Origin of the sequence: Arthrobacter sp. OAP107, from assembly GCF_040546765.1 — a bacterium.
In the GTDB taxonomy this organism is placed as follows: Bacteria; Actinomycetota; Actinomycetes; order Actinomycetales; family Micrococcaceae; genus Arthrobacter.
This window is the reverse complement of record NZ_JBEPOK010000001.1, coordinates 2,188,520-2,201,970: the sequence shown is the minus strand read 5'-3', so window position 1 is coordinate 2,201,970 and position 13,451 is coordinate 2,188,520. Positions and strand designations below refer to the sequence as shown.

General features: G+C 66.3%; 13 protein-coding genes. 6 read left to right on the top strand and 7 right to left on the bottom strand.

Annotation, left to right across the window (positions count from 1 at the left end):
• The first annotated feature begins 19 nt into the window (after nucleotides 1-19).
• Entirely contained in the window at nucleotides 20-2,104 is a 2,085-nt protein-coding gene (locus tag ABIE00_RS10325; protein ID WP_354259834.1) for a S9 family peptidase, read from the top strand.
• A 9-nt stretch (nucleotides 2,105-2,113) separates the two neighbouring features.
• On the opposite strand, the gene ABIE00_RS10320 is transcribed toward ABIE00_RS10325, so the two are convergent.
• The 4 genes from ABIE00_RS10320 to ABIE00_RS10305 all read right to left on the bottom strand — a co-directional run bounded on the left by ABIE00_RS10320 (nucleotide 2,114) and on the right by ABIE00_RS10305 (nucleotide 5,863).
• Nucleotides 2,114-2,791, bottom strand: a complete 678-nt coding sequence (locus ABIE00_RS10320) for a peptide deformylase (protein WP_354259831.1) — start codon at nucleotides 2,789-2,791, stop codon at nucleotides 2,114-2,116.
• A gap of 27 nt (nucleotides 2,792-2,818) precedes the next feature.
• On the bottom strand, nucleotides 2,819-3,949 hold the full coding sequence (locus ABIE00_RS10315; protein ID WP_354259828.1) for an FAD-dependent oxidoreductase: 1,131 nt from the start codon (nucleotides 3,947-3,949) through the stop codon (nucleotides 2,819-2,821).
• Nucleotides 3,946-4,599, bottom strand: a complete 654-nt coding sequence (locus ABIE00_RS10310; RefSeq protein ID WP_354263316.1) for a class I SAM-dependent methyltransferase — start codon at nucleotides 4,597-4,599, stop codon at nucleotides 3,946-3,948. Before ABIE00_RS10310 ends, ABIE00_RS10315 begins: the two co-directional genes overlap by 4 nt.
• A 67-nt stretch (nucleotides 4,600-4,666) precedes the next feature.
• Nucleotides 4,667-5,863, bottom strand: a complete 1,197-nt coding sequence (locus ABIE00_RS10305) for a type III polyketide synthase (RefSeq protein ID WP_354259825.1) — start codon at nucleotides 5,861-5,863, stop codon at nucleotides 4,667-4,669.
• Nucleotides 5,864-5,970: 107 nt separating this feature from the next.
• Between ABIE00_RS10305 and ABIE00_RS10300 the strand changes: the two genes are divergently transcribed.
• From ABIE00_RS10300 to ABIE00_RS10290, 3 genes are all read left to right on the top strand, one after another.
• The gene (locus ABIE00_RS10300; protein WP_354259822.1) at nucleotides 5,971-6,414 is read left to right on the top strand and encodes a helix-turn-helix transcriptional regulator; all 444 of its coding nucleotides are present in this window, start codon (nucleotides 5,971-5,973) and stop codon (nucleotides 6,412-6,414) included.
• Nucleotides 6,415-6,423: 9 nt separating this feature from the next.
• Nucleotides 6,424-6,834 (top strand): VOC family protein, encoded by a 411-nt coding sequence (locus tag ABIE00_RS10295; protein WP_331568688.1) that lies wholly within the window; start codon nucleotides 6,424-6,426, stop codon nucleotides 6,832-6,834.
• Nucleotides 6,835-7,023: 189 nt separating this feature from the next.
• Nucleotides 7,024-9,414 (top strand): ATP-binding cassette domain-containing protein, encoded by a 2,391-nt coding sequence (locus tag ABIE00_RS10290; protein ID WP_354259819.1) that lies wholly within the window; start codon nucleotides 7,024-7,026, stop codon nucleotides 9,412-9,414.
• Between the two features lie 99 nt (nucleotides 9,415-9,513).
• On the opposite strand, the gene ABIE00_RS10285 is transcribed toward ABIE00_RS10290, so the two are convergent.
• Together ABIE00_RS10285 and ABIE00_RS10280 are read right to left on the bottom strand one after the other, a co-directional pair.
• Nucleotides 9,514-10,746, bottom strand: a complete 1,233-nt coding sequence (locus ABIE00_RS10285; protein ID WP_354259816.1) for an amidohydrolase family protein — start codon at nucleotides 10,744-10,746, stop codon at nucleotides 9,514-9,516.
• Nucleotides 10,747-11,638: 892 nt separating this feature from the next.
• The gene (locus ABIE00_RS10280; RefSeq protein ID WP_331568680.1) at nucleotides 11,639-11,791 is read right to left on the bottom strand and encodes a hypothetical protein; all 153 of its coding nucleotides are present in this window, start codon (nucleotides 11,789-11,791) and stop codon (nucleotides 11,639-11,641) included.
• Nucleotides 11,792-11,960: 169 nt separating this feature from the next.
• Between ABIE00_RS10280 and ABIE00_RS10275 the strand changes: the two genes are divergently transcribed.
• Together ABIE00_RS10275 and ABIE00_RS10270 are read left to right on the top strand one after the other, a co-directional pair.
• Entirely contained in the window at nucleotides 11,961-12,272 is a 312-nt protein-coding gene (locus ABIE00_RS10275; RefSeq protein ID WP_354259813.1) for a GntR family transcriptional regulator, read from the top strand.
• Nucleotides 12,273-12,386: 114 nt separating this feature from the next.
• Nucleotides 12,387-12,632 (top strand): hypothetical protein, encoded by a 246-nt coding sequence (locus ABIE00_RS10270; protein ID WP_354259810.1) that lies wholly within the window; start codon nucleotides 12,387-12,389, stop codon nucleotides 12,630-12,632.
• Between the two features lie 93 nt (nucleotides 12,633-12,725).
• Here the strand turns inward: ABIE00_RS10270 and ABIE00_RS10265 are convergent, their stop codons facing one another.
• A complete protein-coding gene (locus ABIE00_RS10265; protein ID WP_354259807.1) occupies nucleotides 12,726-13,118 on the bottom strand; it encodes a hypothetical protein in 393 nt (130 codons plus the stop codon).
• Nucleotides 13,119-13,451 lie beyond the last annotated feature (333 nt).

Genomic DNA, 13,451 nt, shown 5'->3' with positions numbered 1-13,451 from the left:
ACCCGCTAGGCTCACGTGGATGAAGCCTGAACATTTGCCGCTGCTCAACTCCGTCTCCGCCCCCGCCGTCCACCCCGACGGCACCAGGGCCGTGGTCTCCGTCGTCCGGCCCGACTTTGACGCGGACTCCTATGTCGGCCAGCTGTGGAGCGTCCCGCGGGACCCGGAAAAACTGCCCCGTCGCATAACCCGGGGTTTCCGCGACACGGCGCCGGCTTTCTCGCCGGACGGCCGGGTGCTGGCATTCCTCCGCTCCGCCCCGGGAGGCAGTCCGCAGCTCCACGTCGTGGAGGCCGCAGGCGGAGAACCGCAGGCACTGACCGACAGGAAGATGGGCGTCGGCTCCTTTGCCTGGTCGCCGGATTCCGCGCGGATCGTCTTCGCAGCCAGGGAACCTGAGGCGGGCCGGTACGGAACGCTCGACGGCGTGGGGTCCGGCGCCGAAGACGCCCGGCTCATCACGGAGTACAAGTACAGGCTCAATGGTGAGGGCTACACGGGGGACAAGCCCCAGCAGCTTTTCCTGCTCGATGTTCCGGAACTCGGCGGGGAACCCTGGGTCAAGCCAGTGGGGCGCGCTGCCAAGCGGAGCGGCAGCGGAAAGGGCAAGGCCGATGGTGAGACTGAACGTACGGCCGGGTCCGGCGAGGATTCCGGCGGGTTCCCGAAGGCCCGCCAGCTCACGACGTCGGCAACCGACCACGCCGGCGCCACCTTCAGCAGCGACGGCACTACCGTCTACTTCGTGGCTGCCCTCCACGAGGATGCCGACCAGGACCTGGTGTCAGCGATCTACCGGGTAGCGGCCGACGGCGGGACGCCGGCTTTGGTGCCGGTCCCCAACCTGGGTGCCCAGACAGTTTTCGACGTCCGGGAGTCGTTTGACGGGCGATGGCTGTTCTTCACCGGCCAGGACCTGGGCAGCACCCGCCAGGACTTCGTTGCCAAGAACCCAGTCCTCTACGTCATGCCCGCCGCGGGCGGGGACGCCACAGCCCTCAGCGACGCGGAGAACATGGACGTCGAAGCGCCCGGTGCCAGCATCGGCCTCCGCGGCCCGGACAGTGCGCTGGTGCTCAACAATGCCCAGGGAACGGTGGAGCTGCTCGAATTCAGCGCCACGGGAGACCACTCCCTCCTCGTGCACGGCGACCGCGTGGTCGGCGGGGCCGGGGACGGTGCGGGCACCGTGTTCCTCAGCTACAGCGACGCCGCCACGGCAGGTGACGTGGGAGTCCTCGAGGACGGCCAGCTCCGGCTGCTCACCGACTTCTCCGCAGCGCTGCGGAGCGAGGCGGGCATCATCGAACCCCAGGAACTGACGTTCCCCGCCCCCGACGGCTACCCCGTCCACGGCTGGCTGGTTCTGCCGCCGGGCAAAGGCCCGCACCCGGTGCTGCTGAACATCCACGGCGGACCGTTCGCGCAGTACACCACCGCGTTCTTCGACGAGGCACAGATTTACGCCGCAGCCGGCTACGCCGTTTTGATGTGCAACCCCCGTGGCTCGGCCGGTTACGGCCAGGCCCACGGCCGGAGCATCAAGGAGCGGATGGGCACAGTGGACATGCAGGACGTGCTCGCGTTCCTGGACGGAAGCCTGGAGAAGTTCTCCTCCCTGGACGCCGGCGCGCTGGGAATCATGGGCGGTTCCTATGGCGGTTACCTCACGGCGTGGACCATCAGCCAGGACCACCGGTTCCGGGCAGCCATCGTGGAGCGGGGCTTCCTGGATCCCGTCAGCTTCACCGGCTCGTCGGACATCGGATGGTTCTTCGGCGGTGAATACGTTGGCTCGGCAGCCGAGCAGGTGGCCGCCCAGAGTCCCATGGCAACCGTGAGCGCCGTCCGGACGCCCACGCTGGTGATCCACAGCGAGGATGACCTGCGCTGCCCCGTGGAACAGGGCCAGCGCTACTTCACCGCCCTCAAGCTGCAGGGCGTCGACTCGGCGTTCCTCGTGTTCCCGGGGGAGGACCACGAGCTGTCACGCTCGGGCACGCCGCATCACCGGCGGCAGCGGTTTGAACACATCCTCGACTGGTGGGCGAAGTACCTGCCGACGGACAGCAACCGCCGCGGCTCCGATGCCGGGCCGGTCTGATCCGCTTCGCTAATCGGCCAGGGTCTCCAGGCCGGCCGGGAAGCCGAGCTCCCGGCTGGCCGTGGCGATGCCCGGTTCGGCCCAGCGGGCGGCGTACTCGGTGTTGGTGCTGAGCGAGCGCAGCTCGGCCCGGTCGATGTAGAGCCGGCCGTGGAGGTGGTCGGTTTCGTGCTGCACGATCCGTGCCTGCCAGCCGCTGAAGTCCTTGGCGACCTGGCCGCCGTCGGGCGTTACATACTCCAGCCGCACGCTTTCGGGACGCTCCACCACAGCCTGCAGCCCTGACAGGGAGAGGCAGCCTTCGAAGAAGGCGGCCGTGCCGTTGCCCAGGCGGGAGTACCGCGGATTAAGCATCGCGAAAAACTCCAGCGGTGCCCTGCCCCGGGCCGCGGCCGTGACCTCGTCGATCTCGAACTGGTCTTCGAGGACAGCCAGCTGAAGCGGAATACCCAGCTGCGGTGCTGCCAGCCCGACCCCCGGCGCGGCGTGCATGACCTTCCGCATCAGGACGATCAGCCGGCTGAGTTCCTCGGGCTCGAGCTGGCCCTCGAAGGGAGCCGCGTGCTGCCGCAGCACCGGGTGCCCGGCCTGCACGATGGGTGGCAGGGCCTCCAAGGCCAGCAGTTCCTGGACTGTTTCCCTGATCCGGGCGGGGCTGTAGGTGGTTGGCGGCGATGCGTGGGTCATGGGGACAGCCTAGTGCCGCGCACTGCGTCACTGCATGGTGAAGCGCCGGGCCACCAGGGCGTTGAATGCGGGTATGGCTGCGACGCCGGCGATGGCGGCGTTCCGGGACCGCAGCAGGCCGTCCGGCAGCGGACGGCCAAGTGCCATGTTCACCTCGGCCTGGTGTTTGGCGGCTACTGCCGCCCGCCGCCGCGAGGCATCGAAATGCCGCAGCGCTTGAGCGGACGGCTCACCGTGGAGGACTGCGAGGATCACAGGCAGCAGGGCCTCCGCATCCAGCCAGCCAAGGTTCATGCCCTGGCCGCCGATGGGGCTGATCTCGTGCGCGGCGTCACCGACCAGCGCCGTCCGGCCCGAGGCCATGCGCGCGGCCAGCCGCGCACGGACACTGAAGCTGCTGAGCATGGTGTTCCCACCGGCGTCCAGCGGGACGCCGGTTCTGCGGGCAACGAGTCCGGCCAGCTGCTCCGCATCGGGGCATGCGGGCGGGCTGCCCAGCCGGACCACCCAGCGGCGGACGCCGCCGGGAAGCGGGAAGGACTCCACAATGCCATCGGGTTCCAGGAACAGGGCGGCGTCGCTGCCGAAGGGGCTGGACTCAGGGAAGTCACCCATCAAATAGTTGTCCGGATACAGTTTCTCAGGCGCCGCGACCCCCAGAAGGGAACGCATTGTCGAGTAGGCACCGTCGGCACCCACCGCGAAAGCGGCGGAGTGCCTGGCGGCACCACCGCCACTGACGTTGAGCGTGACCCGGCCGCCGTCGTCGTCCATTCCGGTGACCCGGGCATTCCGCAGCAGCGCGGCGCCGTCCAGCTCCCGGAGCCGCCGCTCCAACACCTCCTCGGTCACGGGCTGGGGCACGGCCAGGACGAACGGATACCGGTCGGAAACCGGAGCGAACGGCATGCGGGCAATCCTGCGGCCTTTGCTCACGGCAAAGCCCTGGCGGATCGGGACGCCCCGGCCGATCAGCTCGCGGGCAACGCCGATGCGCTCCAGGGCGGCGAGCGCCGGCGGATGGATGCCTATGGCCCGGGTGTGGGCGTTACGGCCCGTCCGCCGTTCCAGGACCCGCACCGCGACCCCGTGCTGCAGGAGCAGCGAACCGAGGAAGAGTCCCACCGGTCCGCCGCCCACGATCAGCACATCGGTCATGCCGGACGCCGCCGGTAGCTGAGCAGGCAGTGGAAGGGTGCGTGCGGTTCCACCGTCCAGCCGGCGGGGACCACGGCGGCCAGCTCCGGGACGGTGTAACTGCGCCTGATGGACGTCAGCCCGTCCCCGCGGATGTAGGAGCCGGTGAGCGGCAGGGCCCCGGCGCTGAAAAGGGCATAGGCGGCCGCACTCCGGCTCAGGTCGTTGTGCAGGGCCACGCGGCGGGCGAGCCGGGCGGAATCGGCCAAAAACGACTGCAGCTCCGGCGCCGTCAGGTGGTGCAGCACGTGGTTGGAAATGACGACGTCGTACTGCCGGCCCTCGGCGAGCAGGTCACCGCTGCTCGCCTGGCGGAATCCGACGCCGGGTGCCGGCTTCCGCGCCGCCGCGAACCGGAACGCCCTTTCATCCGGGTCGATCCCCGTCACGTGGAGCCGGATCCCGTCCCTCGCAGCCCAGCGGGCGAGCATCACTGCCAGGTCCCCGCCGCCGCAGCCGACGTCCAGCAGGGTAGCCGGGCCGGTGCCGGACACCTGCGGGCGCACTCTGGTGCGGTACAGCCGGTGCCAGCCGGAGACCACACGGTTGACCAGTGCGAACTGTTCGTAGGTGCGCTGCAGCCGGCCCGGATCGCAGTCCGGCCGGTCCATGTCCTCGACGGCATCCGTGTCCCGCCGGCCGAGGATGCCTGGGCCCGCTCCCGGGATTCTCACCGGATCAGGCCAGGGACGGCTCTGTGTCGCCGGAAAGAGTGCCGCCCGCCAGCGCGTCCGGGTTATTCGCCCGCTGCCGCACCTTCGTGAACAGCCCGGTTTCCACTGTCAGGCCCGGGCCGAACGCCATGGAGCAGATGCGTTCGTCCCCCTCCCGCGGCGGAAGATCCAGAATGTGCTTGAGGACGAAGAGCACCGTGGCGCTGCTCATGTTGCCGTAGTTCCGCAGCGTTTCGCGGGCCGGCCGCAGCTGCTCGTCGGTGAGGTCCAGCCGGGACTGGACCTTGTCCAGGATGCTGCGGCCGCCCGGGTGGATGGCCCAGTGGGTGATGTCGCTGTACGCGAGTTCCCGCAGGGAAGGGTCGCGTGCCAGCAGCGGCTCGAGCGCTCCCACGATGTGGTCGTCGATGATGTGCGGCACGTAGTTGCCGAGCACCATCTCGAAACCTTCATCGCCGATATTCCAGGCCATGGCGTCCTCACCCACGGGAGTCAGGACCGTCTCGAAATGGTCCAGCTGGAGCAACGGCGGGGATGCCAGGTCCCCGCGGGCTGTCACGACGGCGGCTGCAGCGCCGTCCGCAAACAGCGCGGATCCCATGATCGTGTCGGGATCGTTGGAGGTCCGGACATGCAGCGAGCACAGTTCGGCGCACACCACCAGCACAACTGCCCCCGGGTCCGCCTGGCAGAAGGACTTGGCTGCCCGGAGCGCCGGAAAGGCCGCGTAGCAGCCCATGAAGCCCAGGTGGTAGCGCTGCACCGCAGGGTTGAGGCCGAGGGCGCGGACGATCTTGTAGTCGGGCCCAGGGTTGAAAAAGCCTGTGCAGGAGACCGTGATGAGGTGGGTGATATCCGCCGGGTCAACACCATCGCACTTGGATACGGCCGCGTCTGCCGCCTCGATGAAAAGCTTCGTTGCTTCTTCGGCGAAGAGGTTGTTGCGTGCCTTGGTGCTGGGGCTCCGCAGCAGGCCGGTCTGCGGATCGAAAAACTGGGGATTTTCGACGGTGGAGTCCAGGGTCAGTTCGCGGACCGCCGTGTACCGGGTGTCGATGGCGGCCGAATCGAAGCACGTGGACACGAGCCGTGACCCAAGGCGGGTCAGCCCCGGCTGGGCGGCGAACACGTCTCGGGCCTCATGCTGGATGAGGATAGTCGGCGGAACTGCAGTTTCGAGAGCTCTCACATAGACCGTCATTCGTTCATTCTTAACGAGAGCGCACAGTTAAGACAATGGATTGGAGCGGCCGCGAGCGAACGGCTCCGGACTGGACAACTCGGCCGGGAGGTAGCACCATCACGACTGTGACCACAAGACCCGCAGCAGAACAGCGTCTGGACGATCTGGCGCGGCTGCGCCGCGTCCGGGACCGCATCGACAGGGAGTACGCCCAGCCGCTGGATGTCGAGGCGCTTGCCCGCGGCGTGAACATGTCCGCCGGGCACCTCAGCAGGCAGTTCCGGGAAGCCTATGGCGAGCCGCCGTACGCCTACCTGATGACGCGGCGCATCGAGCGGGCGATGGCGCTTCTGCGGCGGGGCGACCTCAGCGTCACGGAGGTGTGTTTCGCCGTCGGCTGTTCCTCGCTGGGGACGTTCAGCACCCGCTTCACCGAGCTGGTCGGCATACCGCCCAGCGCGTACCGGGCACAGGCGGCGGAGGAGACGGCAGGGATGCCCTCGTGCGTGGTGAAACAGGTGAGCAGACCGATCAGGAATCGAGAAGCGGTCCCGTCCGGCCGTACCTAGACTGGCGTCATGAACCTCACCATTCACTGGACATTCCTTCCGCATAACGACGCCGACGCCTCCCTGGCGTTCTATCGCGACACCCTCGGGTTCGAACTCCGCAACGATGTGGGCTACGGCGGGATGCGCTGGCTCACCGTGGGCCCTCCGGACCAGCCCGGCACCTCTGTGGTCCTGGAACCGCCGGCGGCCGATCCCGGCATCACCGAGGAGGAGCGGCGCACCATCACCGAAATGATGGCCAAGGGCACCTACGCCCGCCTCGTGCTCGGCACCCCGGACCTGGACGCCACCTTCGAGAAAGTGCAGGCCAGCGGCGCCGAGGTGGTCCAGGAGCCCACCCAGCAGGCATACGGCGTCCGCGACTGCGCTTTCCGCGACCCGGCAGGCAACCTGATCCGCATCAACGAGGTCAGCTAGGTACTTTCCGATCACCAACCGGCGGGCGCAGCTGTTGCGCCCGCCGGTTGGCGTGCGGCATTACGGATGCCGCTGCCGCGCTTGCCGTTGCCGCAGCTGTTGCCGCAGCGGCGCCGACGAACAAGAATCAGACATGGCGTGCGAAAGCCGGCGGGCTCAGCCCATTACTGCTGAACAGATGGAGACACGATGACCACCACGACGAGGACGGACACGCAGCCGTCCGGACTGCACACCGCCGACGGCCATGACCTGATCCGTGTGCAGGGCGCGCGCGTGAACAACCTCAAGGATGTCAGCGTCGAGATCCCCAAGCGCCGCCTGACCGTGTTCACCGGTGTCTCCGGCTCGGGCAAGAGCTCCCTGGTGTTCGGCACCATCGCCGCGGAATCGCAGCGGATGATCAATGAGACGTACAGCGCCTTCGTGCAGGGGTTCATGCCCACACTGTCGCGGCCTGACGTCGACGTCCTGGAGGGGCTGACGACGGCCATCATCGTCGACCAGGAGCGGATGGGAGCCAACCCGCGCTCCACCGTAGGCACTGCGACCGACGCCAACGCGATGCTGCGGATCCTCTTCAGCAGGCTGGGCCAGCCCCACATCGGCTCACCCAATGCCTACTCCTTCAACATCCCCACTGTGAAGGCCAGCGGCGCAATCACCGTCGAGCGCGGCAACAAGACCAAGGCGGAAAAGGCCACGTTCAACCGGCTCGGCGGCATGTGCCCGCGCTGCGAAGGCATGGGCAACGTCAGCGACTTCGACCTCACGGCCCTGTATGACGACAGCAAGTCGCTCAGCGGGGGCGCCCTGACCATTCCGGGCTACAGCATGGACGGCTGGTACGGCCGCATCTTCAGCGGGGCCGGCTTCAACATGGACAAGCCGATCAACAAGTTCACCAAGAAGGAACTCCACGATCTGCTCTACAAGGAGCCGACGAAGATCAAGGTCGAGGGCATCAACCTGACCTACGAGGGCATCATCAACAAGATCCAGAAGTCGATGCTGTCCAAGGACGTGGACTCGCTGCAGCCGCACGTCCGCGCCTTCGTGGAGCGGGCCATCACCTTCACAACATGTCCCGACTGCGGCGGCACCCGGCTCAGCCAGGAAGCCCTGTCGTCGAAGATCAAAGGCAAGAACATCGCCGACGTCTGCAGCATGCAGATCACCGACCTGGCCGACTGGATCCGGGGACTGGACGAACCGTCCGTGGCCCCGCTGCTCGCCGGGCTGCAGCACCTTCTGGACTCATTCGCGGAAATCGGACTGGGCTACCTTTCGCTGGACCGGCCGTCGGGGACCCTGTCCGGGGGAGAGTCGCAGCGCACCAAGATGATCCGCCACCTCGGTTCGTCGCTGACGGACGTAACCTATGTCTTCGACGAGCCCACGATCGGCCTGCACCCGCACGACATCGAGCGCATGAACGCCCTGCTGCTCCAGCTGCGTGACAAAGGCAACACGGTGCTCGTCGTGGAGCACAAGCCGGAAAGCATCGCCATCGCTGACCACATCGTCGACCTCGGCCCTGGCGCCGGCACCGGAGGCGGCACCGTCTGCTTTGAAGGTACCGTCGACGGGCTCCGGGGGAGTGACACCATCACCGGCCGGCACCTCGATGACCGGGCTCAGCTCAAGAAGTCGGTGCGCTCCGCTTCCGGCGCGCTGGAGATCCGTGGCGCGTCGACAAACAACCTCAAGAATGTCGACGTCGACATCCCGCTTGGCGTGCTATGTGTCCTTACCGGCGTTGCCGGTTCCGGTAAGAGCTCGCTCATCCACGGCTCCGTAGCCAAGCGCGACGGCGTGGTGGTGATCGACCAGACCGGCATCCGCGGTTCACGGCGCAGCAACCCGGCCACCTACACCGGGCTGCTCGAGCCGATCCGCAAGGCGTTTGCCAAGGCTAACGGCGTGAAGCCCGCTTTGTTCAGCTCCAACTCCGAGGGTGCCTGCCCCACGTGCAACGGCGCCGGCGTCATCTACACGGACCTGGGTGTCATGGCCACCGTTGAGACCGTCTGCGAGGAATGCGACGGCAAGCGGTTCCAGGCAGCGGTGCTGGAGTTCACGCTCGGGGGACGGAACATCGCCGAAGTGCTGGCCATGTCGGTGGCGGAGGCGGAGGAGTTCTTCGAGGACGGCGATGCAAGTACGCCGGCCGCCCACAGGATCCTCGACCGGCTGGCCGACGTCGGGCTTGGTTACCTGACCCTCGGCCAGCCACTCACGACCCTGTCCGGCGGCGAGCGGCAGCGGCTGAAGCTGGCCGCGCAGATGGCAGACAAGGGCGATGTCTACATCCTCGACGAGCCAACCACCGGCCTGCATCTGGCCGACGTCCAGAACCTGCTGGGTCTGCTGGACCGGCTCGTTGACTCGGGCAAGTCTGTGATCGTCATCGAGCACCACCAGGCAGTCATGGCGCATGCCGACTGGATCATCGACCTCGGACCAGGCGCGGGGCACGACGGCGGCAGGATCGTTTTCGAAGGATCGCCGGCAGCCCTTGTGGCCGGCCGTTCAACGCTCACCGGCGAACACCTCGCGGCGTACGTCGGCGCCAACTGACGGACCGCGGGTGAACTGACAGGCCTGCGCGAACGTACAGTTAGGGCCCCAAATCCACCCGGTTTTGGGGCCACAACTGTACGTTCGCGCGTTCGGTGGCTAGGCAGCCGGGACCGGCAGGACGGACAGCCCGTCGGCGACCAGCCGGCCCTCGTGGATGACCGTGCGGTCGGTGCCCCGGTCCATGACGGTGCTCGTGACGGTTTCGCCGTCGACCAGGACGATGTCTGCTGAATCCCCGACTGCCAGGCCGGGCCGGTCGTCGGGGCTCGAGAGGCGCTGGACCGTGCGGTCCATGATGGAGGCACCACCCACTGTTGCAATCGCCGCACAGTGCTCGATCAGCCGGTCCTTGCGCAGACGGTGGGTGAAGGCCAGCTGCCAGGTGCGGTCGAGCATGTCGCAATTGCCGTAGGGGCTCCAGTAGTCCCGCTGTCCGTCCTCGCCCAGCCCAACCCGGATCCCGGCGTCGGTCATCTGGGCCAGGTCGAACTGGGTGCCTCCGCTTGCGGGGGCCACGGTCGCCCAGGCGATGTCCAGCTCAGCCATCTGCTCCATGAGCCGCGCGGTCACGTCGGGATGGATGTTGGCCAGGTCGTAGGCGTGGGACAGCGAGACGCGCCCCTCCATACGCAGTGCCCGGGTGCGTTCAAAGATGAGTTCCGCGCTGAAGACGCCGAGGTGGCCGGGCTCGTGGAGGTGGATGTCGACGTCGACGCCGTACTTCTCTGCCAGCCCGAAAACGATGTCCAGATGGCGGGCCGGATCCCGGTCCAGCTGGCAGGGATCGATGCCGCCGATGGTCGTGGCGCCTCCCCGGAGGGCGTCCTCCAGGAGTGGGACGGTCCCGTCCTCGAGCAGCAGTCCGGCCTGCGGAAAAGCCATGACCTCCACCGTTGCGGCGCGGGCGAAGTGTTCCTTGGCAGCCATGACCGCCTCGAAACGCTCCAGTTTGCAGTCGACGTCGATCTGGGCGTAGGAGCGGACACGCGTGGTGCCCCGCGCGATCATCCGTTCCAGCGTTCCCGCCACCACCTCCGGGTAGGGGATGGGGGTGTCGCGCCAGTTCTCCCTGTCGTTGCACATCATGTTCCACACCCCGGGCCCGCCGGTGTGCTCCCGGAACGGCAGGCCGATCCGGGTCGAATCGAGGTGGACGTGGACGTCGGTGAACGCGGGAAGTGCGATCCGGTTTCGCCCGTCCACTGCGTCATTGGAGTTCCCGGCATTTACGACGGCGGTCCCTCCGGCGTGAAGGGCGGCGATCCGCCCCTCCCGGACCTCGAGGTCCACCGCATCCCCGCCCCACGGACGGACGTTGGTGATGAGCATGGTTCCTTCCTTTCGGCCGGCAGTGGCTGGGTACAGCTGACACTGGAGAGGGTACGGGTGCCGGCAGGCCCGTGGCGAGTCGTCTTGACAAGACGACTCATTGAACCATCAACCAATGCCGTGTATATCCAGAATTACCGGAACGGGGGATCGGCCCGCGGAGCCCCGCTTTTGGCCTAGGGATAAAAAACCGGAACGACACCCATGCTGACCCTGACGATGACCACGAAATTCGCCAAGGACCCCGGCTGGCCGTTCGGACGGGATGATCGGCCCGTGCCACAGGAACCGAAATACTCCACAGGGTGCCGACCTGGCAACGTCTGCCGGTACGTCATGGCGGCAAACAGAGCTGAAGCGCCCAGCGAGCCGGTACGGAGATGCTCCGGGCAGCCTACGCCATATACGCATCCGCGATACCGAACGTTTACGCCCCCTTCTGAGCGCCGATACTTAACGCCGATAATCAGCATTATGTAAAGTAAAGCTGAGAGTGCCGCAGTGGATGCAGAATCGACCCTCCCCTCCGCCGCGGCGCGATGATATTCAGAGGCTTACCGGCCAGCGCAACCAACAGTTCGCGCTTGCCAGATCGACGCCGGGAACACCGGCTGATGCGATTCCTGGTATGACATTTTCGACCCGTGTCTGTTACGGCAACCGTGGCCCATATGGATGAGACCTTTGCGGATCGACGCATACTGAAGGATGCCGGCCGGTCCAGCGGTTAGGTTGCCTCAGTCATGGAGGGCTTGCTTTTCGAGGCGGCGTTCCACCGCCAGCTCCAACCGGTACCGCGAAGCTGCGGGCCGCGGCCTCTCCCCCACGCATTGCTCAAGTCGTCGCCGCTTCATGGAGCGCCCTTTCTTCTGGTGACGCCGAAGCTTCGAGCTCAAGCGTGGTGACTGCTGCGGACCGCCTGCGGTGCGCAAACAAAGAACATGGGCTGCTCCACCTGGGCGAACGGGACGACGAGCCACCGACCACCATAGAACTCGACATACGAGTCCGGTGTGCACTTGGCAAAAGCTTCTTCGCGTGTCATCGTCACTCCCTTCCCAACTGGGCTTCCGCTTCTCGGGACTGTCGCCGCTGCCAGAACTATTGAGCTCCGACCCGTTCTGCAGTCCCCGACAGATACTCCTAAGTGTAGACATTCATTGATAAAGGTCAATATACATTCAACGTTAAATGTCACTTCGCGTGGAGCCGCAATGGTCACCTGGAAAGAGCAGCTCGCCTTTGCCCCGCTCGAGAATGCGGACCGTGGCGAGGAGGTCGGACGTCGGCTTAGGCATGCCATCGAGCTCGGAGTGCTCGAGGACGGTTCCCAGCTGCCCAGCGAAAGCTACCTTGCATCGAGGATGGGCGTTTCCACTCTGACACTGAGGGCTGCCCTGGCCGAGTTTGCGCGGACTAGGCCTTGTGGAGACCCGGCGCGGCAAAGGCGGCGGAAGTTTCGTGAAGGCCAATATCGGGGACATCGCCCGCGTCCAACGCCAATCTCTTGCGGGCTATTCTCTTGAAGACCTCCACGATCTACGGGAGTACCGCGCTTTCCTGGCCGGCTGCGCCGCAGCCGCCGCCGCGACGGCCAGCCGGTCCCATCGACTCTCGATGGGACGCCTGCCGGAGAATGCGTGGGAGCCATCGCTGCCGACATCCGCGTCAGTCAACTCCAGGATGCGTTCGAGCCCCTCCTGCGGTCCCTACCGCCGAACAGCTGCATCGTGGACCAGCATGGCGGCATCATCGCCACCAACACGGGCCGCTTCGTAGGCGGAACCATCCCAACGGACGCCCAGGTCACCCGACGAGCCCTTCCGGGAGTCCCCTGGTGGCTCTGCACGAGAATCTCCGAAGAACACGCGGACCAAGCTCCGTAACGACCCACATGGAGCGGCATCAAGGTGTGCCGCTGGCGGGGCCCGCCGATTCACGCTTCAGGCATGAACTCGCCCTGGCCCACCGCCTGCTGGTCAGCGGATGTGAACCCAACCAATGCCGCCGCCGAAGCGTATGCCACCACCGCATACTGCGCACGACCACTTGCCATGGAGCCATCGACGCTCGGCTGCGGTACGGCAGTAGCTGATTTCCCAGGTGTCGGCATCGGCACCGGCCTGCACCATGGCGGCTAACATGACACGGACATCCGTCTCGTAGACGTCCATCGCGTGGAAGTCGCGCAGCTCGCAGCTGGCACTGCGCAGGCACGCCCCGTCGTGCAGCCGGCGGGCAATTGCAAGCACCGCCTGATCGTTGACGGTGACAGACAGGACAGGCGCAGCGAAGTCTTCTGCGGGGCAGGTCCGCGGCGCGGGATGATCAGCAAACGAGTCGTCGATCAGGTCGTTTATTGCGGCAGTCATGGCGTGCTCCTCGGTGCTCCTGCGGTTGTAGTTGTATCCCCCTCATCTGCGGCACTTGTGATGCCAGTAACGTTCACTTGGTTCAGAAGCAAAACTACGGCACTTTAAACATTCAGTCCAGCTTTTTTTATCGTCTTTACGTTAAAAGTGAAAAGCCCTATCGCGGATAGAACCGAATTGCTCCCCGCGTTACGTGGCAGTTCGATGCCGCAAGCACCCGCGGAGCTCACGAAGGTGTGCAACAAAAGAGTCAAGTCTGGGGTTTTAAAGTGGACGCTGCTCCCCCGCCCCTGGGGTTCGAGAACAAACCCGCGGGAGCAATCAGCCAGCCGG

What these genes read in the sequence shown, in the direction of transcription:
- ABIE00_RS10325 (WP_354259834.1), top strand. Translation starts at nt 20, where the DNA reads ATGAAGCCTGAACATTTGCCGCTGCTCAACTCCGTCTCCGCCCCCGCC.
- ABIE00_RS10320 (WP_354259831.1), bottom strand. Translation starts at nt 2,791, where the DNA reads ATGACCCACGCATCGCCGCCAACCACCTACAGCCCCGCCCGGATCAGG.
- ABIE00_RS10315 (WP_354259828.1), bottom strand. Translation starts at nt 3,949, where the DNA reads ATGACCGATGTGCTGATCGTGGGCGGCGGACCGGTGGGACTCTTCCTC.
- ABIE00_RS10310 (WP_354263316.1), bottom strand. Translation starts at nt 4,599, where the DNA reads ATGGACCGGCCGGACTGCGATCCGGGCCGGCTGCAGCGCACCTACGAA.
- ABIE00_RS10305 (WP_354259825.1), bottom strand. Translation starts at nt 5,863, where the DNA reads ATGACGGTCTATGTGAGAGCTCTCGAAACTGCAGTTCCGCCGACTATC.
- ABIE00_RS10295 (WP_331568688.1), top strand. Translation starts at nt 6,424, where the DNA reads ATGAACCTCACCATTCACTGGACATTCCTTCCGCATAACGACGCCGAC.
- ABIE00_RS10290 (WP_354259819.1), top strand. Translation starts at nt 7,024, where the DNA reads ATGACCACCACGACGAGGACGGACACGCAGCCGTCCGGACTGCACACC.
- ABIE00_RS10285 (WP_354259816.1), bottom strand. Translation starts at nt 10,746, where the DNA reads ATGCTCATCACCAACGTCCGTCCGTGGGGCGGGGATGCGGTGGACCTC.
- ABIE00_RS10280 (WP_331568680.1), bottom strand. Translation starts at nt 11,791, where the DNA reads ATGACACGCGAAGAAGCTTTTGCCAAGTGCACACCGGACTCGTATGTC.
- ABIE00_RS10275 (WP_354259813.1), top strand. Translation starts at nt 11,961, where the DNA reads ATGGTCACCTGGAAAGAGCAGCTCGCCTTTGCCCCGCTCGAGAATGCG.
- ABIE00_RS10265 (WP_354259807.1), bottom strand. Translation starts at nt 13,118, where the DNA reads ATGACTGCCGCAATAAACGACCTGATCGACGACTCGTTTGCTGATCAT.